22 protein-coding genes, 2 tRNA genes and 1 pseudogene are annotated in these 26,168 nt (G+C 67.2%); 15 read left to right on the top strand and 10 right to left on the bottom strand.

The genetic code is table 11. From position 1 onward, the window contains the following. Nucleotides 1–58: 58 nt before the first annotated feature. From pstC to rnt, 9 genes are all read left to right on the top strand, one after another. On the top strand, nucleotides 59–1,027 hold the full coding sequence (pstC, locus tag AC5P8D_RS08970; protein ID WP_005412771.1) for a phosphate ABC transporter permease subunit PstC: 969 nt from the start codon (nucleotides 59–61) through the stop codon (nucleotides 1,025–1,027). Further along, nucleotides 1,027–1,890 (top strand): phosphate ABC transporter permease PstA, encoded by an 864-nt coding sequence (gene pstA, locus AC5P8D_RS08965; RefSeq protein ID WP_049436509.1) that lies wholly within the window; start codon nucleotides 1,027–1,029, stop codon nucleotides 1,888–1,890. Before pstC ends, pstA begins: the two co-directional genes overlap by 1 nt. A 19-nt stretch (nucleotides 1,891–1,909) precedes the next feature. Beyond that, nucleotides 1,910–2,740, top strand: coding sequence for a phosphate ABC transporter ATP-binding protein PstB (gene pstB, locus AC5P8D_RS08960; RefSeq protein ID WP_005408788.1), 831 nt, complete (start codon nucleotides 1,910–1,912; stop codon nucleotides 2,738–2,740). A gap of 65 nt (nucleotides 2,741–2,805) precedes the next feature. After that, nucleotides 2,806–3,513 carry a phosphate signaling complex protein PhoU gene (phoU, locus tag AC5P8D_RS08955; RefSeq protein WP_008265615.1) on the top strand — a complete coding sequence of 236 codons (708 nt, stop codon included), beginning with the start codon at nucleotides 2,806–2,808 and terminating at the stop codon, nucleotides 3,511–3,513. 259 nt (nucleotides 3,514–3,772) lie between these two features. Further along, a complete protein-coding gene (locus AC5P8D_RS08950; RefSeq protein ID WP_019337649.1) occupies nucleotides 3,773–4,129 on the top strand; it encodes a hypothetical protein in 357 nt (118 codons plus the stop codon). Next, the gene (locus AC5P8D_RS08945; protein WP_049411497.1) at nucleotides 4,116–4,991 is read left to right on the top strand and encodes an HvfB family MNIO-type RiPP peptide maturase; all 876 of its coding nucleotides are present in this window, start codon (nucleotides 4,116–4,118) and stop codon (nucleotides 4,989–4,991) included. The genes AC5P8D_RS08950 and AC5P8D_RS08945 overlap by 14 nt, the downstream gene beginning before the upstream one ends. Beyond that, a complete protein-coding gene (locus AC5P8D_RS08940) occupies nucleotides 4,984–5,739 on the top strand; it encodes an HvfC family RiPP maturation protein (RefSeq protein WP_043402611.1) in 756 nt (251 codons plus the stop codon). Before AC5P8D_RS08945 ends, AC5P8D_RS08940 begins: the two co-directional genes overlap by 8 nt. A gap of 26 nt (nucleotides 5,740–5,765) precedes the next feature. After that, nucleotides 5,766–6,287, top strand: a complete 522-nt coding sequence (locus AC5P8D_RS08935; RefSeq protein ID WP_049411501.1) for an HvfX family Cu-binding RiPP maturation protein — start codon at nucleotides 5,766–5,768, stop codon at nucleotides 6,285–6,287. A 168-nt stretch (nucleotides 6,288–6,455) separates the two neighbouring features. After that, on the top strand, nucleotides 6,456–7,106 hold the full coding sequence (gene rnt, locus AC5P8D_RS08930) for a ribonuclease T (RefSeq protein ID WP_014036542.1): 651 nt from the start codon (nucleotides 6,456–6,458) through the stop codon (nucleotides 7,104–7,106). Nucleotides 7,107–7,231: 125 nt separating this feature from the next. On the opposite strand, the gene AC5P8D_RS08925 is transcribed toward rnt, so the two are convergent. The 3 genes from AC5P8D_RS08925 to AC5P8D_RS08915 form a co-directional block, all read right to left on the bottom strand. Beyond that, a complete protein-coding gene (locus AC5P8D_RS08925) occupies nucleotides 7,232–10,258 on the bottom strand; it encodes a ligand-binding sensor domain-containing diguanylate cyclase (protein ID WP_010486230.1) in 3,027 nt (1,008 codons plus the stop codon). Between the two features lie 177 nt (nucleotides 10,259–10,435). Next, nucleotides 10,436–11,845, bottom strand: coding sequence for an ATP-binding protein (locus AC5P8D_RS08920; RefSeq protein ID WP_010486233.1), 1,410 nt, complete (start codon nucleotides 11,843–11,845; stop codon nucleotides 10,436–10,438). Nucleotides 11,846–11,851: 6 nt separating this feature from the next. Continuing rightward, nucleotides 11,852–12,580: a response regulator gene (locus AC5P8D_RS08915; RefSeq protein WP_005408779.1), complete on the bottom strand. Its 729-nt coding sequence runs from the start codon at nucleotides 12,578–12,580 to the stop codon at nucleotides 11,852–11,854. A 204-nt stretch (nucleotides 12,581–12,784) separates the two neighbouring features. On the opposite strand from AC5P8D_RS08915, the gene AC5P8D_RS08910 reads away from it, so the two are divergent. From AC5P8D_RS08910 to AC5P8D_RS08900, 3 genes are read left to right on the top strand one after another with little or no spacing between them, the layout of a single operon-like run. Continuing rightward, nucleotides 12,785–14,026, top strand: a complete 1,242-nt coding sequence (locus AC5P8D_RS08910) for an efflux RND transporter periplasmic adaptor subunit (protein ID WP_049411507.1) — start codon at nucleotides 12,785–12,787, stop codon at nucleotides 14,024–14,026. Continuing rightward, a complete protein-coding gene (locus AC5P8D_RS08905; RefSeq protein WP_010486241.1) occupies nucleotides 14,023–15,981 on the top strand; it encodes a MacB family efflux pump subunit in 1,959 nt (652 codons plus the stop codon). Before AC5P8D_RS08910 ends, AC5P8D_RS08905 begins: the two co-directional genes overlap by 4 nt. Further along, complete coding sequence (locus AC5P8D_RS08900) at nucleotides 15,978–17,417, top strand: efflux transporter outer membrane subunit (protein WP_099474807.1); 1,440 nt, start codon at nucleotides 15,978–15,980, stop codon at nucleotides 17,415–17,417. Before AC5P8D_RS08905 ends, AC5P8D_RS08900 begins: the two co-directional genes overlap by 4 nt. Nucleotides 17,418–17,490: 73 nt before the next feature. Here AC5P8D_RS08900 and rlmB read toward each other — a convergent pair whose 3' ends face one another. The 3 genes and pseudogenes from rlmB to rnr form a co-directional block, all read right to left on the bottom strand. Beyond that, nucleotides 17,491–18,234, bottom strand: coding sequence for a 23S rRNA (guanosine(2251)-2'-O)-methyltransferase RlmB (gene rlmB, locus AC5P8D_RS08895; protein WP_005408775.1), 744 nt, complete (start codon nucleotides 18,232–18,234; stop codon nucleotides 17,491–17,493). Between the two features lie 154 nt (nucleotides 18,235–18,388). Continuing rightward, nucleotides 18,389–18,871, bottom strand: coding sequence for a GFA family protein (locus AC5P8D_RS08890; protein ID WP_010486247.1), 483 nt, complete (start codon nucleotides 18,869–18,871; stop codon nucleotides 18,389–18,391). A gap of 119 nt (nucleotides 18,872–18,990) precedes the next feature. After that, a pseudogene (rnr, locus tag AC5P8D_RS08885) lies at nucleotides 18,991–21,219 on the bottom strand (ribonuclease R); the annotation flags it as partial. Nucleotides 21,220–21,578: 359 nt separating this feature from the next. Here rnr and AC5P8D_RS08880 point away from each other — a divergent pair. Next, a tRNA-Leu gene (locus tag AC5P8D_RS08880) sits at nucleotides 21,579–21,663 on the top strand. A 133-nt stretch (nucleotides 21,664–21,796) separates the two neighbouring features. Here AC5P8D_RS08880 and AC5P8D_RS08875 read toward each other — a convergent pair. Genes AC5P8D_RS08875 through AC5P8D_RS08865 form a run of 3 tightly spaced genes read right to left on the bottom strand, consistent with a single transcriptional unit; the run spans nucleotide 21,797 to nucleotide 23,873 of the window. Next, nucleotides 21,797–22,903, bottom strand: a complete 1,107-nt coding sequence (locus tag AC5P8D_RS08875) for an SPFH domain-containing protein (RefSeq protein ID WP_159359953.1) — start codon at nucleotides 22,901–22,903, stop codon at nucleotides 21,797–21,799. 4 nt (nucleotides 22,904–22,907) lie between these two features. Beyond that, on the bottom strand, nucleotides 22,908–23,747 hold the full coding sequence (locus AC5P8D_RS08870) for a CFI-box-CTERM domain-containing protein (RefSeq protein ID WP_049436501.1): 840 nt from the start codon (nucleotides 23,745–23,747) through the stop codon (nucleotides 22,908–22,910). Next, nucleotides 23,748–23,873, bottom strand: a complete 126-nt coding sequence (locus tag AC5P8D_RS08865; protein ID WP_258009581.1) for a hypothetical protein — start codon at nucleotides 23,871–23,873, stop codon at nucleotides 23,748–23,750. It lies immediately after the preceding gene. 384 nt (nucleotides 23,874–24,257) lie between these two features. On the opposite strand from AC5P8D_RS08865, the gene AC5P8D_RS08860 reads away from it, so the two are divergent. Then, nucleotides 24,258–24,342, top strand: a tRNA-Leu gene (locus AC5P8D_RS08860). A 71-nt stretch (nucleotides 24,343–24,413) separates the two neighbouring features. Here the strand turns inward: AC5P8D_RS08860 and AC5P8D_RS08855 are convergent. Then, entirely contained in the window at nucleotides 24,414–25,160 is a 747-nt protein-coding gene (locus AC5P8D_RS08855; RefSeq protein WP_495203243.1) for a sulfite exporter TauE/SafE family protein, read from the bottom strand. A 99-nt stretch (nucleotides 25,161–25,259) separates the two neighbouring features. Here AC5P8D_RS08855 and AC5P8D_RS08850 point away from each other — a divergent pair, with 99 nt between their 5' ends. Beyond that, a complete protein-coding gene (locus tag AC5P8D_RS08850) occupies nucleotides 25,260–26,159 on the top strand; it encodes a LysR family transcriptional regulator (protein WP_049411524.1) in 900 nt (299 codons plus the stop codon). The last annotated feature ends 9 nt before the right edge of the window (nucleotides 26,160–26,168 follow it).

The following is a 26,168-nucleotide window of genomic DNA, read 5'->3' as shown; positions in this document are numbered from 1 at the left end:
GCGGGCACCGCTTCTTCCACGCCATGCCGCCCCGCCCCTTCCTGGCCCTGCCGTCCCCATGAATGCCATCGCCCAGCCTGTAGCCGCCCCGTCCACGCGTGATGCGCGTGATGCCCGCAACGACAAACTGTTCCGATGGGTGCTGGTCGGCACCGTCATCTTCGTCCTGATCGCCCTGGCCTGCGCCGCGCTGTCGATGCTGTGGGGCGGCCGCCATGCCCTGCAGATGCAGGGCCTGAGCTTCTTCTTCTCCGCCGACTGGAATCCGGTCGAAAACAAGTTCGGCGCCCTCGCCCCGATCTACGGCACCCTGGTCACCGCCGTCATCGCGATGGTCATCGCCGTGCCGGTCAGCTTCGGCATCGCCTTCTTCCTCACCGAAGTCGCGCCGCGCTGGCTGCGTGGCCCGGTCGGTACCGCCATCGAACTGCTGGCCGGCATCCCCTCGATCATCTACGGCATGTGGGGCCTGTTCGTGCTGGTGCCAGTGATGACCGAGTACGTCACCCCGTTCCTCAACGAAACCCTGGGCGAATGGCCGATCATCGGCCCGATGTTCCAGGGCCCGCCGCTGGGCATCGGCATGCTTACCGCCGGTTTCGTGCTGGCCATCATGGTCATTCCGTTCATCTCCTCGGTGATGCGCGAAGTGTTCCTGACCGTGCCGACCCGCCTGAAGGAATCGGCCTACGCGCTGGGTTCCACCAAGTGGGAAGTGAGCTGGGACATCGTCCTGCCCTACACCCGCTCGGCGGTGATCGGCGGCATCTTCCTCGGCCTCGGCCGCGCTCTGGGCGAGACGATGGCGGTGGCATTCGTTATCGGCAACAGCGTGCGCCTGTCGCCGTCGCTGCTGGAACCGGGCACCACCATCGCCGCGCTGATCGCCAACGATTTCGGCGAAGCCACTGAAACCTACCGCTCGGCCCTGCTGCTGCTCGGCTTCGTCCTCTTCATCGTCACCTTCGTGGTGCTGGCCATCGCCCGCCTGATGCTGATGCGCCTGTCTCGCAAGGAGGGCAACTGATGTCCACCACCGCTGATTCGCTGTACCTGCGCCGCCGCATCGGCAATGTCATCGCCATCGCCGCATCGTGCGCCACCGCCCTGTTCGGCCTGTTCTTCCTGGGCTGGATCCTGTTCACCCTGGCCTCCAAGGGCCTGGCCGGCATCAACTGGGATCTGTTCACCAAGATGACGCCGCCGCCGATGCAGGAAGGCGGCCTCGCCAACGCCTTCTTCGGCAGCGCGGTGATGTGCGCGCTGGCGATCGGCATCGGCACCCCGCTGGGCGTGCTGGCCGGCACCTGGCTGGCCGAGTACGGCAACGCCCGCAAGGCCGGCACCGTGGTCCGCTTCGTCAACGACATCCTGCTGTCGGCGCCGTCGATCGTGCTCGGCCTGTTCGTCTACACCCTGTACGTGATGCAGACCGGCGGCAACTTCTCGGCGTTCGCCGGTGCCCTGTCGCTGGCCTTCATCGTGCTGCCGGTGGTGGTGCGCACCACCGACGAGATGCTGCGCCTGGTGCCCTCGCAGATGCGTGAGGCGGCCCTGTCGCTGGGTATCCCGCAGTGGAAGGTGATCGTGCAGGTGCTGTACCGCAGTGCATCGGCCGGCATCATCACCGGCATCCTGCTGGCGCTGGCCCGCATTTCCGGCGAGACCGCGCCGCTGCTGTTCACCGCCTTCGGCAACCAGTACTGGAACAACAACATCTTCCAGCCGATGGCCTCGGTGCCGGTGGTGATGAACCAGTTCGCCGGCAGCCCGTATGAATCCTGGCAGGTGCTGGCCTGGGCCGGTGCCCTGGTGCTGACTGTCTTCGTGTTGCTGGTCAGCCTTGCCGCCCGCGGCATCCTGCTGCGCAACCGTATCTCCCATGACTGACCTTTCCGTGGATAACGCCATGAACGACCTTTCCAACGCCGTGCCGATGCAGCGCATCGCCGTGCCGTCCTCGCACGAGAGCCTGCACACGCCGTCGCCGGTGAAGCTGGCTGCGCGTGGACTGGACTTCTACTACGACAAGTTCCACGCCCTGAAGGGCATCAACCTGGAGATTCCGGAAAAGCGCGTAACCGCGCTGATCGGTCCCTCCGGTTGCGGCAAGTCGACCCTGCTGCGCATCTTCAACCGCATCTACGCGCTGTACCCGAAGCTGGAAGCGCGCGGTGAAGTGCTGCTGGACGGCGAGAACATCCTGTCGCCGAAGTACCCGATGAACCGCCTGCGCAGCAAGGTCGGCATGGTGTTCCAGAAGCCGGTGCCGTTCCCGATGACCATCTTCGAGAACGTGGCCTACGGCATCCGCCACCACGAAAAGCTGAGCAAGGCCGACATGGCCGACCGTGTCGAGCAGGCGCTGCGCCAGGGCGCGCTGTGGGACGAAGTGAAGGACAAGCTGGGGCAGAGCGCGCTGGGCCTGTCCGGTGGCCAGCAGCAGCGTCTGTGCATCGCCCGTGCCGTGGCCCTGCGCCCGTCGGTGCTGCTGCTGGACGAGCCGACCTCGGCGCTGGATCCGATCTCGACCAGCCGCATCGAGCAGCTGGTGGAAGAGCTCAAGCACGAGTACACGATCGTGATCGTCACCCACAACATGCAGCAGGCCGCGCGCGTATCCGACTACACCGCCTTCATGTACCTGGGCGACCTGATCGAGCACGACCGCACCGAAGTGATCTTCTCGCAGCCGTCGCAGCGGCAGACCGAGGACTACATCACCGGTCGCTTCGGCTGATCGACGCTGTTCCTTCGCCACATGTTCCAGCCAGGCATGGCCTGGCTCTACCCGGATTGCAGACCATGAATCTTCCCAACGACCACATCGTCAAGAGCTACGACGAAGAGCAGCAGCGCCTGGTGGCCGAAATCGTGCGCATGGGCGAGATGGCCGTCGCCCAGCTCGAAGCGGCGATGGACGTGATCGAGAAGCGCGACGAGAACGCCGCCCATCGCATCATCGCCAACGACGAAGCGATCGATGCGCTTGAGCAGCAGATCAGCCACGACGTGATGCGCCTGGCGCTGCGTGGCCCGATGGCGCGCGACCTGCGCGAGATCCTCGCCGGCCTGCGCATTCCGGCCGACATCGAGCGCATTGGCGATTACGCCGCCAACGTCGCAAAGCGTTCCATCGCCCTGGGCAAGGTGCCGCCGCTGCCGCAGATCCAGGGCCTGCGCGCACTGGGCCGCCTGGCCGCGCAGCAGGTGCGCCGCGCCATTGCCGCCTACCGCGACAACGACGCCGACGCCGCGCTGGCACTGCGCGAGGACGATGCCCGCCTGGACGCGCAGTACACCGCGCTGTTCCGCGAGCTGCTGACCTACATGATGGAAGACCCACGCAACATCACCCCGTGCACGCACCTGTTGTTCATGGCCAAGAACCTGGAGCGCGTGGGTGACCACGCCACCAACATCGCCGAGAACGTGTGGTTCCTGGTGCACGGCGAGCAGCCGCTGCCGCCGCGCGAGAAGCGCGACGAAACCTCCAGCACCGGCCAGCCCTGACGCTGCACTGCAACACCGGAGTCGACTCCAAGGTGGCCGCTGTCCTGGTGACAGCGGCCTTCTTGTTTCTGGGCGTTCCACCCGCGTTGTGGGCGCCGGGCTTGCCCGGTGCGAACCTTCCGGATGCTTCTGTAACAAACCTCACGAAAATTTGAGGTCTTGGCGAGGATTCGTTGAGTAGGATCGCTGCACCATCGTTTCCACCGGCATCCCTGCCGGCCACCCGGGCACCCGCCCACACCACCCAGGAGCACGACCGATGAGCAGTTCCAACAAGACCCTGTCCCTGCTGACTGCTACCGCCCTGGCCGCCGGCCTGGGCATGACCGCCAGTGCCTCGGCGCTGAGCATGAGCGACCTGGCCCAGGGCTATCTGGTGGCCGGCCAGGCAGCCAAGGCCAGCACCGATGCCAAGGCAGCAGATACCAGGATGGCCGCCGACGCGACCAAGCACGCCGAAGGCAAATGTGGTGCCGACGGCAAGAGTGCCGAAGGCAAGTGCGGCGCCGACAAGGGCAAGGCCGCCGGTGCCGCGGCAGGCGCCAAGGCCAAGACCGGCGACAAGAAGGCGGCCGAGGGCAAGTGCGGCGAAGGCAAGTGCGGTGCCAAGCACTGACGTCCGCGCCAGCGCCGTCCACCTGCGGTCGCCGCTTCATGCGGCGGCCGCCGGGTTGGGGCTGCGCAGGGCGCTGCTGCAGGATCTGCGCGATGCACCGGCGGGCGACTTCGATTTCCTCGAATGCGCACCGGAGAACTGGATCCATGTCGGTGGCCCCGCTGGGGATGCGCTGGCCGAACTGGCGCAGCGCCATCCGTTGAGCTGCCACGGCCTGTCTTTGTCGCTGGGCGGCAGTGCGCCGTTGGATACGCAGCTGCTGGAACAGGTCGGCCAATTCCTGGAAAAGCACCGTGTGCCGCTGTACAGCGAGCACCTGAGCTACTGCAGCGACGACGGCCACCTCTACGACCTGCTGCCGATTCCGTTCACCGACGAAGCGGTGCGCCATACCGCCGCACGCATCGCCCGCGTGCAGGACCTGCTGGGTCGCCGCATCGCGGTGGAAAACGTGTCCTACTACCTGGCACCGGAGCCGGCAATGGACGAACTGGCCTTCACCAACGCCGTGCTCGCCGAGGCCGACTGCGACCTGCTGCTGGACGTCAACAACGTCTATGTCAACGCCTGCAACCATGGTTACGACGCCGACGTCTTCATTGCCGGGCTGCCTGCAGAGCGCATCGTCTGCCTGCATGTGGCCGGGCACCTGGACGAGGCACCGGACCTGAAGATCGATACCCATGGCAGCGCGGTGATCGACCCGGTCTGGGAGCTGCTGGCGCGTACCTACGCGCGCATCGGCCCACGCCCCACCCTGCTCGAACGCGATTTCAATTTCCCGCCCTACGCCGAACTGCAGGGCGAACTGCAGACCATCCGCCGCCTGCAGGCCGCGCACGCCGGGGCTGTACATGGCTGACACCACCGACACCCTGCGCGCGCAGCAGCACGCGTTCACCGCTCACCTGCGCGATCCGCAGGGCGTACCACCACCGGCCGGTCTGGAGCCACGCCGGGTGGCGGTGTACCAACGGCTGCTGTTCAACAACCTGCTCGGCCTGTTGAGCAACGGCTTCCCGGTCTGCGTGCGCCTGCTCGGCGAACCGGCCTGGAGCGGACTGGTGCGCCAGTACTTCGCGACCCATCGCTGCCAGACGCCGCTGTTCACCGAACTGGCCGCCGAATTCGTGCAGTGGCTGCAGGCCCAGCCACAGCTGCCGCACCCGGCGTTGGCCGAACTTGCTCATTACGAGTGGGTGGAAACCGCGCTGTACCAGCTTCCTGCCGAGCCTCTGCCTGCGCCGGGTGGCATCGACCCGCTGCGGGTGCCGCTGCAGCGCTCGCCACTGGCATGGCCGCTGCTGTATCAGTGGCCCGTGCACCGGCTCGGTGCCGAGGACGCACCGTCACAACCGCCGGCGGAACCGACCGGCCTGCTGGTTCGTCGCGAGGCCGATGGCGAGGTGCGCTTTGCCGTACTCAGCCCGCTGGCGGTGTACCTGCTGTCCAGCATCGGCGAACACCCTGGCCTCGATGGCCATGGCTACCTGCGGCACCTGGCCGCTGCGCACGGCCTGGCCGAGGACGCGCTGGCCGGACCCGGTGCCGCGCTGCTGCAGCAGTTCCTGCAGGCCGGCGTGATCGGCCCGCTCGCAGTCCCCGGCTGACGCCCCCTTCCCCCGGAGAACCACCGATGAACCTCCCGACCCTGGCCGCCGTGCGCGGCCAGCTGGACCGTCTCGCCCCCTGGCTGGCCCCGCTCGGCCTGCGCCTGCTGCTGGCCTGGGAATACTTCGAATCCGGCCGCGAAAAACTGCACGGCCAGAACTGGTTCGCCGACCTGCAGGATGCCTTCCCGTTCCCGTTCGACCAGCTGCCGGCCACCCTGAACTGGCAGCTCGCCACGTGGTTCGAACTGATCGGCGCGGCCTGCCTGCTGGTTGGATTCGGCACCCGGTTTGCCGCGGCCAGCCTGCTGGTGCTGACCGTTGTGGCCACCTATGCAGTGCATTGGCCGATGGAGTGGAACTCGCTGTCTGACCTCGCCATGGGCTACGCGATCACTGACCAGGGCTTCGGCAACTTCAAGCTGCCGGTGCTGTTCATGGCGATGCTGCTGCCACTGATCTTCACCGGCGCCGGCAGGCTGAGCGTGGATGCGTGGTTGGCGCGGTGGCAGCCATCGGGCACGACGGCACGGCCCGCAGTCCGGTAAATGCCGACCCTGGTCGGCGCGCACCGTGCCAACCAAGGTTGGCACCTACCGGAATCCTGAGCGTGCGGTGCCCGGTAGGTGTCGACCTTGGTCGACACACGACCACGCAGGGAACCCATGCACAGAAGGCTGGCCGGGCGCTCAGGGTCGCTCTGCTAGAATTCACGCATGACTGACCCCACGCCCGCACCTGCCGCCGCTCCCGATTCCGCAGTACCCCAGGCGCAGCGCGCGATGTCACAACGCTTCCGCGGCTTCCTGCCGGTGGTGGTGGACGTGGAAACCGGCGGCTTCGACAGCCAGCGCAACGCGCTGCTGGAAATTGCCGCCGTGCCGATCGAGATGGACGAGAACGGCCTGCTCTACCCCGGCCAGACCGCCAGCGCCCACGTGGTGCCGGCCGAAGGCCTGGAGATCGACCCGAAGTCGCTGGAAGTGACCGGCATCATCCTCGACCACCCGTTCCGGCTGGCCAAGGAAGAGAAGGCAGCGCTGGACCACATCTTCACCCCGGTGCGTGCGGCGATGAAGAAATACGGCTGCCAGCGCGCGATCCTGGTCGGCCACAACGCCCATTTCGACCTAGGTTTCGTCAATGCGGCGGTGGCACGTACAGGTCACAAGCGCAATCCGTTCCATCCGTTCAGCGTGTTCGACACGGTGACCCTGGCCGGCATCGCCTACGGGCAGACCGTGCTGGCGCGTGCAGCCACGGCCGCCGGGCTGGGCTGGGACGCCAACGAGGCGCACAGCGCGGTGTATGACACCGAGCAGACCGCGCGGTTGTTCTGCACCATCGCCAACGCCTGGCCACGCTAAGGCAGCGCTTTCTGTAGAGCCGAGCCATGCTCGGCTGCGCCTTTTTCCGCGCTGTCGCGCTGTAGTCGAGCATGGCTCGACTCTACCGATCGATAGAGGCATATCCACGCCACGCGTGGATGTGATCAACCGATGCTCGTGCGATCGCGGCCGTCGCTCTTGGCGCGGTACAGCGCGCGGTCTGCGCGCTGGTACAGCAGCGCCGGGGTGCGGTCGTCGGCGTCCAGCTCCACCAGCCCCGCGCTGAAGGTCACGCGCAGGCCGTCCACACCGGCCCAGTCGGGGTGGTCATGGAACAGGCCGCGCAGGCGTGCGCACAGCTGTGCGGCTTCCTCCAGGCGGGTGTCGTTGAGCAGCAGCGCGAACTCTTCGCCACCAGTCCGCGCGGGCAGGTCCGAGTCGCGGCTGGCGGCGGCGATCAGCCGCGCCACCTGCACCAGCACGGCATCGCCGATGCTGTGGCTGTGGCGGTCGTTGACGTCCTTGAAGTGGTCGATATCCAGCACCACCAGGCACAGCGGATGACCACTGCGCTGCGAACGCGCAAAGTCGCGGGCCAGCGTTTCATCGAAGGCACGGCGGTTGGCCAGGCCGGTCAGCGCATCTTCGCGGGCCTGCCGTTCGAAGGCCTCGGCCTGGCGTGCCAGGCGCTCGGCCAGTTCGGTCTTTTCCTGGTTCAGCGCCTGCAGGTGCACGGTCTTCGCCTGCAGGTCGAAGGTGGCCTCGTCCACCCGCCGCGCCAGGCGCAGGTTGCTGGCCTTCAGCTGCTGCAGCAGCAGGCGGTACAGCGCCACCAGCCCGGCCAGCAGCAACAGTCCACCCAACCCCTGCACGCTGCGTCGCTGCCACCAGAACGGCTCCACGGTGAAGCTCCATACCGCTTCCTGCTGGCCCCAGCTGCCACTCGGATGGGCAGCGGCCACGTGCAGGGTGTAATCGCCCGGCGGCAGGCCGACGAACTCCACGCTGCGCTGCGGGCCGCGTTCGACCCACCCCGCATCCAGGCCATCCAGCCGCGTGCGGTAGCGGATCCGGTCAGACATCAGGTAGCTCAGGCCGACATAGCTCACCGTCAAGCGACGGCCGCCGGGAATGTAGTTGCGGTCCGGGCCCTCCCAATGCACCGGTGCGCCATCCACCTGCACGCTTTCAATCGCTGCCGGCGGTGAAAGGCGCTCACGGAAACGCTGCAGGCGCTGCGGGTCGACGGTGCTCAGGCCACCGGCGGTGACCACCCAGAACGTGCCGTCCTGGCGCAGGATCGCCGATGGCCCGGAGCTGCCGTTGGCCTGCGCATTGGCCATGCCGTCGATCTCGTTGTAGCGCTCCACCATCACCCGGGGTGCGCGGCCATCGGCCACGGCGTTGAGGGTGGCCATGTCGGTGCGCAGTACACCGCGGTTGCTGCTGATCCACACATTGCCAAGGCGATCCGGCACCAGCTGGAACACCGCATCCACCGGCATGCCCTGCTCCAGCCCCACCCGCGCCAGCGTGCCGTTCCGCCAGCGGTACAGGCCGCGGTCGCTGCTGATCCACATCGCGTCGCCCAACTGATGGAAGCCGAACACGCTGCGGCCACCGCCCAGCGGCGCCAGGTCGATCGACTGCACGTGGTCGCCGCGCAGCACGCGGATTCCCTCGATGGTGCCGATCCACAGGTTGCCCTGATGATCGTGCTCAAGTGCGGTGATCAGGCCGCCGGGCATGCCCGGGACGTTCGATACCTGCACACGGTCACCGTCGATGCGGACCACGCCCTTCTGCGTGCCGGCCCAGACCACACCCTGCGGGTCCACGCTGATCGCGCGGATGTTGCCACCCGGCATGCCATCGGCGGCGGCATAGTTGTGCCGCAGCCGGCCGTCACGACCAAGACGGTAGACGCCATCGCCGAACGTTCCGACCCACAGGTCACCGTCCGGGCCCTGCGCCAGGCTGAGCACCGAAGGTGCCTTGCCGCCGCGGTTGTGCAGCGGCATCGCACGGAAGCGGCCATCGGCGGTCTGCAGATCGAGGCCGCTGGCACTGCCGACCCACAGCTGGCGGTCGCGGTCCTCGAACACGGTGCGCACATAATCACCACTGAGGCCATCGCGCTCGGTGTAGCTGCTGAACAGCGTTTCGCGCAGGCGGTACAGGCCGCCGTTGGCACCGACCCAGATGCTGCCCTCGGCATCCTCGCGCAGGCTGACCACGCGTCCACCCGGCAGGTTCAGGCCCGCCGGCAGCCGCTCCAGTCCATGCGAGGAGATCCGTAGCAGGCCCTGGTTCTCGGTGCCCAGCCACAGGTCTCCATGGCGATCCTGCAGCATCGAGGTCAGGTGCAGCTGGCCCGGCAGGCGGTGCATCAGCACCAGCTGATCATCTTCCACGCGGTACAGGCGCTCGCCGGCGACGATCCACAGCGCGCCGTCCGGAGCGCGGTACGGCCACGACAGGCCACTGCCGGCGCCCAGCCCCCACGCCGCGGGCGCCCGCTTGAGCACGCCGTCGTTGTCGCGCAGCACCAGCCCGTCCAACGTACCGGCCCAGACCCGGTCCTGCGCATCGACCACCAGCTTGGTGAAGCTCATCGCCATCGGCAGGTCGGCGGCCGGCGCTTGGTAGACGATGCCGGTGTCCGGCGTCAGATAGCCGATGCCCTTGCCTTCATAGAGCAGCCACAGGCGGCCCTGGCTGTCCATCTGCATGGACTGGATCAGTACCTGCGGGGTATCGGCCTGGTGCTCCCAGACCCGCCACTGGCCATCGTTACCGCGGTGGCTGACGTTGCCGCGCGAATCACTGATCCACAGCCCGCCCTGACGGTCGACGAACAGCGCACCGATGCCGTTGTCGCGCAGGCCCGGGCGGGTGCTGCGGTCGAACACGGTGAAATCGAGGCCGTTGTATCGCACCAGGCCTTCCCAGGTGGCGAACCACAGGTGGCCTTCGGGGGTCTGCGCGATGTCGCGCAGCGAGTTGTGTGGCAGGCCGTTGCGCGACGTCCATACATCGATGGCGTAATCGCGCAGCGGCGGTGCCCCCTCCTGCGCAGCCACCGGCAGTGACAGGGCCAGCAGCAGCCACAGCAGGCCCTGTCGCAGCCATCGACCGATACCTGATCCGCAGCGCTCCGCCCAGCGCCCGATGTCCCCCTGTCCGGCCATCAGTGCAGCGGCGGCGGCCAGGCAGGGCTGCCGGGCCTGGCAGCATGCGGGAGCTGCCAGGCAGCGCTGAACGGCATGCCGGCGGGAACGGGCTGGCTCATCGGGGAGAAACTGGGAAGATGCGCAGATGATAGGCCAAACCCGGCCCACGGCGTCACCATCGCCAGCCGCGAAGACTCAGCCCGCGCGCCCCGGCGGCGTTACCTGTGCACTGGCCGGCCACTGCACTACCGCCTCCAGCCCGCCTTCGGCGCGGTTGCGCAGCCACAGCCTCGCGCCATCCTTCTCGGCCAGAGCGCGGGCGATGGTCAAGCCCAGACCGGCGCCGCCGGTTTCGCGCGAACGCGAGGTCTCCACCCGCACGAACGGGTCGAACACGGCTTCCAGTTGATCTTCGGCCAGGCCGGGGCCGTCGTCGGCCACCACCACGGTGATCGCGCCGCCACTGCGCTCGACCCGTACCCTCACCCGGTAGGCGTACATCACCGCGTTGTCCACCAGGTTGGAAAACAGCCGGTGCATGGCCAGCGGACGCAACATCAACACCGCACCGCTGCCCCCTTCGAAGACGACATCACCGCCACCCTCGGCGGTGTCTTCAACGATGCTCTCCAGCAGCGAATCCAGGTCCAGTGCGGCACGCTGCTCGGCGCTCTCAGCGCTGCGCGCCAGCTCCAGGCCTTCGCGCACCAACGCCTGCATCGCGGCCAGATCGCCGATCAGGCGCTCGCGCAGTACCTCGTCGCTGACGTTCTCCAGGCGCAGGCGCAGGCGGGTCAGCGGGGTCTGCAGGTCATGGGTGATCGCCGCCAGCATCTGCGTGCGCTCAGCCAGGTGCCGCTGCAGGCGATGCTGCATGGCATTGAAGGCTTCGGCAGCACGCTGCACCTCGCGCGGCCCGCGCAGCGGCAGGGGATCGCGCTGCAGGTCGTCGCCCAGGTCTTCGGCGGCGGCCGCCAGCTCCTGCAACGGCGCGCTGGCGATGCGCGCGACGATGTAGGCCAGCACCGCGATCGCCAGCACCAGCAGGGTCAGGAACCACGGATCAACGGCGAGGATGCCGTTGTGCGCCACCGCCGGCGAATCCAGCGCCAGCTTCAGCAACGTGCCGTCGTTGAGGGTCACGTCGACCGCACGGCACTTGGGCGGGATGAATGCCGGATCACGCTCGCGCGGGTGCTTGCGATGCCCGGGCGGCGGCGGCGGCAACAGGTCCTGCAGCTTGGGAATGCAGGAGCGGAACGAAGCGAAGTGCACATGCGCGCGAGCGACCGGCCCCGGCCGGTCATCCAGGACTTCCATCAACGCCGTGTCGGCCCGCCCCAGGCGCGCGCCGGGTTGCAGCGCGCGGACGCTCGGCCCACCGATTTCGAGCAGGCGCTCACGCAGCTCGGGATTGCCGTCGAGCAGGTTGACGTAGCCCTGCAGGCGGTCGGCGATGCGGTTCAGGTTCTGCCGCTCGAACTCCTGCTGGCGCTTGGAGGTGGCCAGCATGGTCGCGCCGATCGCGGCCACGCTCATGCCCAGCAGCAGGATCACGAACAACCGCCCGACCATCGAGGACAGGAAATGGCGCAGGCGCTTCATCGCGGCTTATTCCAGGTTCACCGAGGAGGCCAGTACATAGCCTTCGTTGCGTACGGTCTTGATCAGCCCGTCCGGGCCACCATCGTCGCCCAGCTTGTTGCGCAGGCGGCTGACCTGCAGGTCGATCGCGCGATCCTGTGCCTCGTAGTTGCGGCCACTGCTGAGCGCGACCAGCTGCTCGCGCGACAGCACCTTGTTGGCATGGGCGATGAACACCCGCAGCAGGCGGAACTCGGCGCCGGACAGCACCACCACGCGATCGTCCGGGTCCACCAGGTGGCGATGCTCCAGATCGAACACCCACCGCGAGAAGCGCGCACGGCGCACCGCCAGCGGCTCCAGGTTGGCTGGCAGCGCCTCGGTCCGGCGCAGCACGTTGCGGATGCGCGCCAGCAGCTCGCGCGGTTCGAACGGCTTGGCAAGATAGTCGTCGGCGCCCATTTCCAGGCCCAGCACGCGATCGATCGGCTCGGCGCGTGCGGTCAGCATGATCACCGGCGTGTTCGAGCGTGCGCGCAGGTCGCGGCACAGGGTCAGGCCATCCTCACGCGGCAGGTTGAGGTCGAGCACGATCAGGTCCACGTGCTCGCGGTCCAGCAACTGGCGCATGGCGGTGCCGTCGGCAGCCGTGCTCACCTGGTAGCCGGCACGGCCGAGCTGCTCGGCCAGCAGGGTGCGGATGTCGTTGTCGTCGTCGACGATCAGCAGTCGGTGCATCGTGTTTTCAGTCTCCATGTCGCGATCATCCCGTGTCGGCAGCTGAACCGCATCCGGGGCAATGCGTACCAGTGTATCCACCCGTGGGCGGGATACCTGTGGTTACGCGTATTCACCGACAGTGTTACATAGAGACATACCCCGAGGATTGAGCCGCCCATCGCCCGGTCTTCACAATGCCCACCAACGCCGCCGCCGCGGCCCCGAGAGTGAAGCCACGACGTGACGTTCCGCCTGCTGCCCGCGACCCGCCGGGGTCGCCTGATACTGATCGCCCTGCTTGCCCTTGCCGTCGCCGCAGCCGCCTGGTGGCTGCTGCGCAAGCCCGCCGCCCCGGCGGTGGCGACCACGCCCGTCAGCCGTGGTGACATCGAGCAGACGGTGGAGGCCACCGGTGTGATCGACGCCTACAAGCTGGTCAGCGTGGGTGCCCAGGCCTCGGGCCAGATCAAGTCGCTGAAGGTGCAGCTGGGCGACACCGTGAAGGAAGGCGATCTGATCGCCGAGATCGACGCCACCACCCAGCAGAACCAGGTGCTCAACGCGCAGGCCTCGCTGGACCAGGTCACCGCCCAGCGTGCCGTGCAGCAGGCCACCCTGCGCCAGGCCGAACTGGAGTTCGCGCGCCAGCAGCAGATGCTCGCCGCCGAAGCCACCTCGCGCCAGGAATACGATGCCGCCGAGGCACAGCTGAAGACCGCCCGCGCCCAGCTGCAGTCCTACGAGGCGCAGATCAAGGGCCGCGAAACCGAACTGGGCACCGCCCGTGCCAACCTGGCCTACACCCGCATCACCGCGCCGATGGACGGCACCGTGGTGGCGGTGGTGGCCGAGGAAGGCCGCACCGTGAACGCCAACCAGACCGCGCCGACCATCGTCATGCTGGCGCGGCTGGACGTGGTCACCGTCAACGCCGAGATCTCCGAGGCCGACGTGGTCAAGATCAAGGCCGGCATGCCGGTCTACTTCACCACGCTGGGCGACCCGGACCGCAAGTACCACGCCACCCTGCGCCAGATCAATCCGGCGCCGGCCTCGATCGCCAACGAGAATTCATCCAGCTCCAGCAGTTCGTCCAGCTCCAGTTCCAGCAGCGCGGTCTACTACAACGCGCTGTTCGATGTGGAGAACCCGGACGGCACGCTGCGCATCGACATGACCGCCCAGGTCTCCGTGCTGCTCAAGCAGGCCAAGAATGTGCTGATGGTGCCGGCGGTGGCACTGGGGCCGAAGCGCCGTGGCGACGAGCGCATGGTGCGGGTACTGGACGACAAGGGCCAGCCGCAGCCGCGCAAGGTCAGCGTGGGCATCAACAACGGCGCCTCGGCCGAGATCCTGTCCGGGCTGAAGGAAGGCGAGCGCGTGGTGGTCGGCGAAGCCGGTGCGGCCGGTGCCAGCGCTGGCGGCGGCAACCGCAGCGGCATGCAGATGCGGGTCGGCGGCCCGGGCATGGGGCGCCGATGAGCACGACGGCGCCGCTGCTGCGCCTGCGCGACCTGCGACGCGAATTCCCGGCCGGCGACGATGTGATCGCCGTGCTGCGTGACGTCAACCTGGACATCCACGCCGGTGAGATGGTGGCCATCGTCGGCCAGTCCGGCTCGGGCAAGTCGACGCTGATGAACATCCTCGGCTGCCTCGACCGCCCTACCCGTGGCAGCTACCAGGTGGCCGGCCGCGAAACCGGGAAGATGGAACCGGACGAGCTGGCCGAACTGCGCCGCGAACATTTCGGTTTCATCTTCCAGCGCTATCACCTGCTGGGCGACCTGGACGCGCGCGGCAACGTGGAAGTGCCGGCGGTGTATGCCGGCAGCCCCGGCGCAGTGCGCAACGCACGGGCCGAGCAGCTGCTGCAGCGGCTGGGCCTGAGCGACCGCATGCACCACAAGCCGGGGCAGCTGTCCGGTGGCCAACAGCAGCGCGTGTCGATCGCACGTGCCCTGATGAACGGCGGCGAGGTGATCCTGGCCGACGAACCCACCGGCGCGCTCGACACGAAATCCGGCGAGGAAGTGATGGCGATCCTCGGCGAGCTGCACGCCGAAGGCCACACCATCATCATCGTCACCCACGACATGAGCGTGGCCGAACACGCACAGCGCATCATCGAGATCCGCGACGGCGAGATCATCGCCGACCGCGCCAACCCGAACGCACCGACCTACCGTGCGCAGCGCGAGGCCAGCACCGGCGTCGCCCGCGGCAACAGCTGGCGGGCGGCCCGCGACCGCTTCACCGAAGCGTTCCGCATGGCACTGCTGGCGATGAACGCGCATCGGCTGCGCACCTTCCTGACCATGCTCGGCATCATCATCGGCATCGCCTCGGTGGTCTCGGTGGTGGCGCTGGGCAATGGCTCGCAGCAGCAGATCCTGCAGAACATCAGCGCGCTCGGCACCAACACCATCGACGTCTATCCAGGCCGTGGTTTCGGCGACATGCGCTCGGCGCGGGTACAGACGCTCAAGGCCAGCGATGCCGATGCACTGGCAAAGCAGAGCTACGTGGACAGCGCCACGCCCAGCGTGTCGACCTCGGTCACCGCGCGTTACCGCAACCAGTCGTCCACCGCCCAGGTCAGCGGCGTCGGCGAACAGTTCTTCCGGGTCAAGGGCGTGACCCTGCTCAGTGGCAGCTTCTTCGACAGTGATGCAGTGAAGGGCCTCGGCCAGGTGGCGGTGATCGACGAGAACACCCAGACCCAGTTCTTCCCCGATGTCGACCCGGTCGGCCAGGTGATCCTGCTCGGCAACGTGCCAGCACGCGTGGTCGGCGTGGCCAAGCGCCAGAGTTTCGGTTTCGGCGGCAGCACCAGCCTCAGCGTGTGGGTGCCGTACACCACGGTGATGTCGCGCATGCTCGGCCAGAGCCACGTCTCCAGCATCACCGTGCGCGTGGACGACGACACGCCGATGGATGCGGCGCAGGAAGCGATCACCCGCTTGCTGACGATGCGCCATGGCACCGAGGATTTCTTCCTCAGCAACAGCGCCGAGATCCGCCAGACCATCGAACAGACCACGCGCACGATGACGCTGCTGATCGGCGCGATCGCCGCCATCGCGCTGCTGGTCGGTGGCATCGGCGTGATGAACATCATGCTGGTGTCGGTCACCGAGCGTACGCGTGAGATCGGCGTGCGCATGGCCGTGGGTGCGCGGCAGAGTGATATCCGCCAACAGTTCCTGATCGAAGCGGTGCTGGTGTGCCTGCTCGGCGGCGTGCTCGGCATCGGCCTGGCCCTGCTGCTGGGCTCGATGATCGGCCGCTTCGCCAGCGACTTCCAGGTGCTGTTCTCCACCGCCTCGATTGTCGCCGCCTTCGCCTGTTCGACCCTGATCGGCGTGGCGTTCGGCTTCCTGCCCGCGCGCAATGCCGCGCAGCTCGACCCGGTGGAGGCCCTGGCCCGCGAATGAAGATGATGACCCGACTGCCCTTCCCTGCTCCCTCGCGCCTGCTGCTGGTGGGCGCTGTTCTGCTCGCCCTCTCAGGCTGTGCATCGGTGGGCCGCTACCCGGTGCAGGCCCCCGACGTGGCGGCCAGCTACGGGCGTGGCGATGCCACCCTCAACGCACCGGCCGACGACCCGCGCAGCAGCCTGGATACACCCGGCCGCGACATCCGCCAGGACACCTGGTGGACCGGCTTCGGCGATGAACGACTGGACCGTCTGGTGGCGCAGGCGCTGGCCGCCAACAGCGATCTGGCCGCCGCCGGTCTGGCCGTGCAGCGTTCGCGCCTGCAGGCTGGCCTGGCCAGCAACGCGCTGTGGCCGCAGCCTTCGTCTTCCGGGGTCAGTGGCAGCGCCAGCCGCGCCACCGACCAGGCTGATGACTGGCGTCGCAGCTATTCCACCGGCGTTTCGCTGGGCTGGGAGGTCGATCTGTGGGGCCGCCTGCGCACCCAGCGCGACATCGCCCGCTGGGAAGCCGAGGCCAGCGAGGAAGACCGGCAGAACACCGCGCTGCTGGTGATCGGCGACACCATCACCCAGTACTGGAACCTGGCCTATCTCAACCAGTCGATCGCCACCGGCCAGGCCAACCTGGAGCGGCTGGAACGTACCCGCGAACTGGTCCAGGCCCGCTTCGACGCCGGTGCGGTATCGCGCCTGGAAGTACGCCAGGCACTGCAGAACCTGCAGTCGCAACGTTCCGCACAGAGCGCGCTGGAACAGCAGCGGGTGGAAGTGCGCAATGCGCTGACCGTGCTGCTGGACGGCACGCCGTGGCCACAGCAGGACGAACCGCAGGACCTGCTGGCCGCACGCAGCCCCGGGATCAACGAAGGCCTGCCGACCGACCTGCTCGGCCGCCGTCCCGACCTGCGCGCAGCCGAACTGCGCCTGCGCAACAGCCTGAAGACCATCAAGGTCACCGCGACCCAGTACTACCCGGCATTGAGCCTGACCGGCAGCCTCGGCTCCAGTGCAACCTCGCTGGGCGATGTGCTGCGCAACCCGGTGGCCACGCTGGGCGCCGGCCTGTCATTGCCGTTCCTCAACCTGCAGCGCGCGCAGCTGGATACCGACATCGCCGGTACGGCGTACCAGATTGCTGCAACCAACTTCCGCAAGACGCTGTACACCGCGCTCTCGGAAGTGGACAACGCGCTGTCGGCACGTGAGCAGCTGGCGCGCCAGGTGGCGGCCTCGCAGGCTTCGTATGACGAAGCGGTGGAAGTGGAGCGCGCGCAGGAAGTGCGCTACCGCGTGGGTGCCACCGATCTGCGCACCTGGCTGGAGGCACAGCAGACCCGGCGCGACGCCGAGCTGTCACTGGCGCGCGTGCGCCAGGGCCAGCTGAACAACGACGTGACCCTGTTCAAGGCGCTGGGCGGCAGCGCGGGCTGAGGCCCGTCCTGTAGAGCCGAGCCCACGCTCGGCTGCAACGAAGAGCAGCCGAGCGTGGGCTCGGCTCTACAGATCAACCGCGCTGGCGCACGGCCTCGAACAGGCTGACGCCGGCGGCGACGGAGACGTTCAGGCTCTCGATCTCGCCCGGCATCGGGATCTTGACCAGGCCATCGCAGTTCTCGCGGGTCAGTCGGCGCAGGCCGTCGGCTTCGCCACCCAGCACCAGGGCGATGTTGCCCTTCAGGTCCAGCTGGTACAGCGAAGCGGTGGCTTCGCCGGCCAGACCATAGATCCACACGCCCTGCTTCTGCAGGTCCTTCAGGCAGCGCGACAGGTTGGTCACCGCCACCACCGGGATCAGATCGGCGGCACCGGCCGAGGTCTTGCGCACAGTGGCATTGACCGTGGCCGACTTGTCCTTGGGGATGATCACTGCGGTCGCACCGGCGGCAGCGGCCGAACGCAGGCAGGCGCCGAGGTTGTGCGGGTCCTGCACCTCGTCCAGCACCAGCAGCAGGGCCTTGCCCTCGGCGGCAGTGACAAGGCCTTCCAGCTCGTTCTCGCTGTAGGTACGGGCGGCGGCATAGCGCGCGGCCACGCCCTGGTGGCGCACCGAACCACCCACGCCATCCAGCGCCTGGCTGTTCACCTTGCGCACGTCGATGCCCTTGCGGCGGGCATTTTCCTCGATCTCGGTCAGGCGCGGGTTCTTCGCACCGGCCTCGACCAGCACTTCGCGGACGTTCTCGGCGTCGTTCTCGATGGAGGAGGCGACGGCGTTGACGCCGACAATCCACTGGCTGTTCTTGCTCATGCGGGCGGGGACCGGAAAGGGGGTGGCTATGGTAGAGCATCGGCGGGCCGGGCGCTGCGGCGGGCCGCCTGTAGAGCCGAGCCTGCACCCGGCGGCCTTGGGTTCAGGCTGCGGCGACCCGCCAGCCGAGCGTGGGCTCGGCTCTACAGGTGCGTTACCGGCTGCGCGGCGGCCAGTGTGGGGTGTCGTGGTCGGGATGCTGGTGGGACACGATCGTGGCCAGGAAATCCAGCGCGGCGATGTCTTCCTCGGTACGACGGGCCGGCAGGCTGGCCAACGTATCGACGAACGGCAGCTTGCGCTCGACCCCGTACTGGATCGTCGGCGGCAGGCGCTCGGGTTCGTCAAAGGCACCGGCCGCCACCGCCACGCCGTCCGGCGCCTCGTAGGTCAGCGGCGTACCGCAGTCGGCGCAGAAGCCCCGCCGCACCACGTTGGACGACTGGAAATAGCGCGGCTGGCCGCGGGTCCAGCTGAACTGCACGCCGCGCACCGACACCAGCGGCGCGTAGTAGGCACCGAAGGCCTTCTGGCACATCCGGCAATGGCAGATCGAGCTGTCGGTGAGCGCGCCACGCGCCTGGAAGCGGATCGCGCCGCACTGGCAGCCGCCGCTGTACTCGGGTTGGCCCTGCATCTGCGGTCCTCCGTAACGTCGTGCCAACCAAGGTTGGCACCTACCGGGTGAGGGATGTGCCAACCAACGGTTGGCACCTACCGGGTGAGGCAGGTGCCGACCATTGGTCGGCACACCTTTCAATACTGCTTCTTCGTCCGCTTGGCCGGCTTTCCACGCTCCGGCAGCGGCGGTAGGCCATCGCCTTCGTCCTCGCCCTTGTGTTCGACCAGGCGGAAGTCGATCTTGCGCTCTTCCATGCTGGCCTTCAGCACCAGGATCCGCACGCGGTCACCCAGCCGGTAGCTGGCGCCACGGCGCTCGCCGGTCAGCGTCTTGCGGGTGGCGTCGAACTTGTAATAGTCCTGCGGCAGCTGGGTCACGTGGACCAGGCCCTGCACTTTCGACTCATCCAGCTCGACGAACAGGCCGAAGCTGGTCACGCCGCTGATCACGCCATCGAACTGGCCACCCACGTGCTTTTCCATCCACGCCGCGCGATAACGCTCGTCGACCTCACGCTCGGCTTCATCGGCACGGCGCTCACGCTCGGAGCACTGCAGCGCCAGCGCAGCCATTTCGCGCGCGTTGTAGGTGAACTTGTCCAACGGCTTGCCGGACAGCGCGTGCTTGATCGCGCGGTGCACCAGCAGGTCGGGATAGCGACGGATCGGCGAGGTGAAGTGCGCGTACGCCTCCAGCGCCAGGCCGAAGTGACCGTGGTTCTCCGGGCTGTAGATCGCCAGGCTCTGGCTGCGCAGCAGCACCGATTCCAGCAGCGTGGCATCGGGACGGTCGCGGATCTTCTTCAGCAGCTTGGTGTAGTCACCCGGGCGCACCTTGGACCACGGCGGCAGGCTCAGCTTGAACTCCTTGAGGAACTCCAGCAGGTCGGCGTACTTGGTTTCCGGCGGCTTCTCGTGGATGCGGTACGGGGCCGGCACGTGGCGCGACAGCAGGTACTTCGCCGCCTCGACGTTGGCCGCGATCATGCATTCCTCGATCAGCTTGTGCGCGTCGTTGCGCACCAGCATGCCGGCCTGGGTCACTTCACCGCGGTTGTCCAGCACGAAGCGCACTTCACTGCTTTCGAACTCGATGGCACCGCGCTTCGCGCGCGCCTTGGACAGCACCTTGTACAGCTGGTGCAGGCGCTGCACCTGCGGCAGCAGGTCACCCATCCAGGCCTTGGTATCGGCATCGTCCTCGCCCACCGCCTTCCACACCTGGGTATAGGTCAGGCGCGCGTGCGAGTTCATCACCGCCTCGTAGAAGCGCGAATGCGTCACCAGGCCGTCGCGGTCGATCTGCATGTCGCAGACGAAGCACATGCGGTCGACCTTCGGCATCAACGAACAGATGCCGTTGGAGAGCGTCTCCGGCAGCATCGGCACCACGAAGCCGGGGAAGTAGACCGAAGTCGCACGCTTCTGCGCTTCCTCGTCCAGCGGCGTGCCGGGACGGACGTAGTTCGAAACATCGGCAATCGCCACCACCAGGCGGAAACCGTCGGCATTCGGCTCGCAGTACACCGCGTCGTCGAAGTCCTTGGCATCTTCACCGTCGATGGTGACCAGCGGCGTGCTGCGCAGATCGACACGGTCGCCGATCATCGCCGGTTCAACCACCATCGGCACCGAGGCGGCTTCGTCCAGCACCTCCTGCGGGAACTCGAACGGCAGCTCGTGGCCGTGGATCGCGGTCTCCACCACCAGCGATGCGGTCAGCTTGTCGCCGAGCACGGCGATGATGCGGCCGATCGGCGGGCGGCGGCTGTCCGGCGCCTGGGTCAGTTCGCAGACCACCAGCTGGCCATCGCGCGCGCCACCGGTCTGGTCCGGCGGTACCTGCACGTTGCGCTGGATGCGCTTGTCATCGGGCACCACGTAATTGATGCCCATCTCGATGCTGAAGCGACCGATCAGGCGGGTCATGCCGCGTTCGAGCACGCGCGCAATGCTGCCTTCGCGACGGCCACGGTGGTCGATGCCGGTCACGCGGGCCAGCACCTTGTCACCGTGCATGACCTTGCGCATTTCATACGGGGGCAGGAACAGGTCGTCGCCCCCCTCGACCGGGCGCAGGAAGCCGAACCCTTCCGGGTTGGCGATCACCACGCCGGTGACCAGGTTCAGGGTCTGGATCGGGGCGAAGCCGCCACGGCGGTTCTGCACCAGCTGGCCATCACGGACCATGGCACCGAGCCGGCGCGACAGCGCTTCGGCACGATCGGGTGCGGTCAGGCCCAGGCGTGCGCCCAGTTCCTCGGCGGTCTGCGGCCCTTCGCAGCGCTCCAGCAGGGCCAGGATGGCCTCGCGGCTGGCGATGGGCTGTTCGTATTTCTCCGCTTCACGCGCGGCATAGGGATCGTCGATCACCTTGCCGGTCGGCGGCAGCTTGCGGCCCGGGGTCGGGCCTGGCGCGTCGGTATTGCGGACCTTGCGGCCACGCGGTGGTGCGCCGCCCTCATTCAATTCGGGGAACCAGCCCGGCAACGGCTTGCCCGGCTTGGTGGTGCGGGCTGCGCCCGCCTTGGCGCCCTTCTTCGGGCCCTGGCTGCGGGAGGTGCTCCCGCCCTTGCTTGGTTTTTTGGTAGTCATCGCCCTACATGGTAGCCGTTGACGGCGTGCAGAACGGGTCAGTGGCCGTCTTGAAGGCCTTGCGTGAAAAATATTCAGGAAGTCGTTGACAGCCTGCGGATTCATCTTCACAATTGCGCCTCTGGAACGCCCAGGTGGCGGAATTGGTAGACGCACTAGTTTCAGGTACTAGCGGGTAAAACCGTGGAGGTTCGAGTCCTCTCCTGGGCACCACGTTTCAAGGCTTCGGCCGCACAGAACCCCGCCATGGCGGGGTTTTTGCGTTATGCCCGTCCCCCACGCCAGCAATGGCGGCATGGAAACGGGACGCCGCCATCGGCGTCCCGGCGGATAACCGGTAGAGGCGCTAGGGCAGCGGCGGCGGGTCACCCGGGATCGGTGGCATGCCCCCTTCTGCAAGCGGCGGGATCTCCCGCACCGCCTTCCAGGCAGGCAATCCCTCATGCCAGACCAGTGTCTCCACAGTGATGCGACGCTCACGCAGGAGGCGCAACACCTGCTCAAGGCCGTGAGGCCCCGACGCATTGCCGTCCACGGCCAGGAAGTACTGCGTGGCGACAGGAAGCAAGGGAGGCTGTGCCGGCAGACGCGGCGTCAGCGCATCCAGCTGACTTGCCATGCCCCGCCCCAACCCCAGGCCAGCACCGAGCCCCAGCCCGGCCTGCACCGCCGGATTGCCTTCGTTGGCCGCTGCGGTTTTCAACACGTCGATCGACCTGTCGTACTGGTAGATATCGCGCCCCAGCATGTTCAGCTCAGCCGTCTTTTCCTTCAGTTCCTTCAGCCGCCGGAAGCTCGGATCGTCTTCCGGTACGTTGACCGAGTGGAAGTAGAAATTGACGACGCTGACGCCGAATTGACCCATCTCTTCATCGATGGCCGCACTGCATTGCGCAGCAATCTCCTCAAGGTGCAGCGACGCTTCGACGACGGAGATGCGCAGCGTCGTCAGCGCGCGCGCCAGGTGCACGTTGACGGCCTGCAGCACCACCCCGGTGAAGTACTCGACCACCTGCCCGGCCGAAAAGCCGGTCCCCGCCCCCACCAGCGACTCCAGGAACCGCCGCGCGTCGGTGATCCGGAAACCGTACTGGCCATAGGCGCGCACCGGCACGACCACGCCGTATCGGGGATCCTCCAGCTGGATCGGGCGACGGGTCCCCCACAGGTTGTCCAGCTTCGAGACGAGATTGACGAACCAGACTTCGGCCTGGAACGGACTGTCCATTCCGAACGGCACGCTGGTGAGCGTGGTCAGGAAAGGCAGGTTGTGCGTATCGAGCGTAATCGTCCCTTCGCGCACCTCCTCGCGGATGGTGCCGCGGTAGACGAAGAACGCGACCTGGCCAGGCTTCACCACCAGCTGCGAACCCCACCTCAGGCGGGTGGAGGGAAACTTCCAGACGAAGTCCTGCGCAGTGTTCTCGAACGCAACGACATCAATGAGCGCCATGCAGTCAGGCCTCGATCATGTTGGCAGACAGGCGACGGCGCGCCCACGCAGCCAGCGGTGCAACAAGCAGCACCCGCGTAGCGCCACGGGCCAGCGCACTGCCCTCGATCAGGCGAGCCACCGGCGGCGAGCAGCGATAGTAGAGCCTGACAAAGCGGCGGCCTGCCGCTGTCCTGCGCAGCACGCGGTCCCGATACCGCCGCAGCACCCGCACGCTGCCATCCTCATATGAGCCCATGGCCGCCGTGGCAATGAAACACCCCGTCTTCGCCGGCGGCGGCAGGCCACCGGCCACCGCTTCGGGCCAGGCGCTGGCATCGTAGACGTTGTTGTAGAACTGCCTGCAGTACTTCTGGAATCCCTGGCACCAGTCCAGCGGCGGATCCGAATGGACGGTCGCGCCCTGGATGCGCACTTTCAGGACCTGAGCAGCGCAGATCGTCTTCAGAAGCGCTTCGGAGATGATGTAACGCCCATTCTCGAAGCAGAACAGCTGGCCACCGATGTGCTCGACCTGGGTGTCCTGCTCGGTGAACTCGACCCGTTGATTGACCTGGTCGCAATTGAAGATGATCACACCATCGCGCGCATGAAACCAATCATCGGCACGGATCACCACGCAATCGAGCACAAGGACATCGAGCTCAGCCGTCTTGACACGCCGCAGTGTAAACCGGGCATTGAACGCGCTCAGATTTTCCGAGCTGATGGCGACCTCGTCCAGGTAATCGCGGATGTAGAGGTTGCCCTCTCCCCACATGAACTGCTGGACATGCGTGATTTCGGTCTTTTCGGTGAACTCGTCGAAGGTTTTCTCGACGAAGGAATCTGCTGCATCCGACACTTACACTCCCCCTGTTTGCTGCAAAAGTGCGCCGAGCCTCCGCTCGACGTTTTCAATCTTCCGGGCAATGCTCGGATGACCGGTTTCAACCTGCTGCTCGACAAGAAACGCGAGCTCGCGACGCAAGGAGGCCTCCAGGGCACGCGGCTCCGCTTCGCCGGCACTCCAGGCATCCATCGCGGGCCCGACCGCCGCTGCCTCTTCCGCCAGGCTTCCACAGTAGGCACACACCCGCATTGCTGCCCGCAGGGGCGCACCGCACGACCGACACTCCACCATTCACTCCTTGCTGCTGCATGCCAGGATCTCGTTTCCAACCCGACCACGGCAGGCATGCTCCCTGCGCCGCATCGGTCAGCGCTGCATCATCGGGCCAAAACGTGCGGCAATCCAGACGGCAAACGGGTGGGATGCATGGGGGCCTGGCTGCCCTTGTGAGCCCCCTCGCAGGCATACCGGGCACAGGTGTTGACACCCCCGTCACAACACCCCATAATCTCGCTCCTCGACGCCCAGGTGGCGGAATTGGTAGACGCACTAGTTTCAGGTACTAGCGGGTAAAACCGTGGAGGTTCGAGTCCTCTCCTGGGCACCACGTCGAGAATGAGAAAAACCCGCGAAAGCGGGTTTTTTCATGCCCGGAATCCGGCATTGCGGCCACCGGCATCACAACAACGGCCGCAGCACCAGCTCCAGCCCGAGCAGCAGCAGGAAACCCAGGAAGCAGGCCCGGAACACCCGTGCACTGATGCGCTGCCGGATCACCTGCCCCAGCCACATGCCCAGCAATGCCGGCAGCACCGCCAACGCACTCAGCCCCAGCTGCTGGATGCCGAATGCGCCATGCAGCACCAGGCCGGTGGTCAGCGAAATCGTCGACACAGTGAAGGCCAGCCCCAACGCCTGCACCAGCTCCTCGCGCTGCAATCCCAGCGACTGCAGATACGGTACCGCCGGCATCACGAACACGCCGGTGGCGCCGGTCACCACGCCCGACAATGCCCCCACCAGCGGCCCCAGCCAACGCTCGCGCCGCTGCGGCACGCGAAACACCGGTGCAAGCAGGGCATAGACGGCATAGACCACCAGCGCCACTCCCAGCGCAACGCGCGACCTGGTGCGATCGACCCGCACCAGCAGCGCCGCCGAACCCAGTGTCACCGCCACCACCGCCAGCATCATCGGCCACAGGCGCCGCACGATGGGGCCCAGCGACGGGCCGGACAACAGCTGCCACGCGTTGGTGACAAAGGTGGGGATGAACAGCATCGATGCCGCCGCCACCGGCGACAACGCGCCACCGAGCAGCCCCATCGCCACCGTCGGCAACCCCATGCCGGTCACGCCCTTGACCACGCCAGCCAGCACGAACACCACCACCAGCAGCGCGTAGAAGTACATCGATTCATTCATGCCTTCATTGGATCGGGCCGTCGCCCGGCGCACAATGCGGTCTTCCCGCCCCACCCTTCGGCTGATCCGAAGGCTCGGGCGTTGCGATGAGGGCATGACATGCGGATGGATATCGCCGACCTGCGCCTGTTCCTGGCGATTGCCGAGGCGGGCAGCATCACGGCCGGCGCGGCGCAGGCGAACCTGGCCCTGGCCTCGGCCAGCGAACGCCTGCGCACGATCGAAGCCGATGCCGGCACCGTGCTGCTGAACCGCCATCCGCGTGGCGTCAGCCTGACTGAAGCCGGCGCCGCCCTCGCCCACCATGCACGCCTGATCCTGCAGCAGCAGGCGCAGCTGCGCGGCGAACTGCAGGCATTCGCGCATGGCGCGCGCGGTACCCTGCATCTGTATGCCAATACCGCTGCACTGACCAACTACCTGCCCTCGCGGCTGGCACCGTGGCTGGCCGAACGCCCACGCCTGCACGTGGAACTGCTGGAGCGCACCAGCCCCGAAGTCGTGCGTGCGATCAGCGCTGGCCAGGCCGAGGCCGGCATCATCAGTGATGCGGTCGACGCTGCCGGCCTGCAGCAGCATGTGGTGGCCGAAGATCCACTGGTGATGCTGCTGCCCGCAGACCATCGCCTCGCATCGCGACGCAGCCTGGCCTTCGCCGATGTTGCCGGAGAGACTTTCGTCGCCCTGGCCGATGGCAATGCACTGCAGACCTACATCGAGGACCAGGCACGCGACATCGGGCGGCGCCTGGACGTGCGCATCCGCATGAAGACCTTCGAAGGGGTGTGCATCATGGTCGGCCACGACATTGGTATCGGCATCGTGCCGCAGACCATCGCCCGCCAGCATCGGCGCAGCACGCATACCGTCGCCGTACCGCTCGCCGATGCGTGGGCACAGCGCCGCCTGTGCGCCTGTTTTGCCGAGTGGGCGCAGTTGTCATCGGCAATGCGCAGCCTGCTGCTTCACCTGGGCGTGCAGCCGCAGAAAAAGCTGTGAAATGTTGTT

It is taken from the genome of Stenotrophomonas sp. YJH_SMC_101-4, assembly GCF_059370395.1.
The sequence above is the reverse complement of the archived record's forward strand: the minus strand, read 5'-3'. Positions and strand labels throughout refer to the sequence as shown.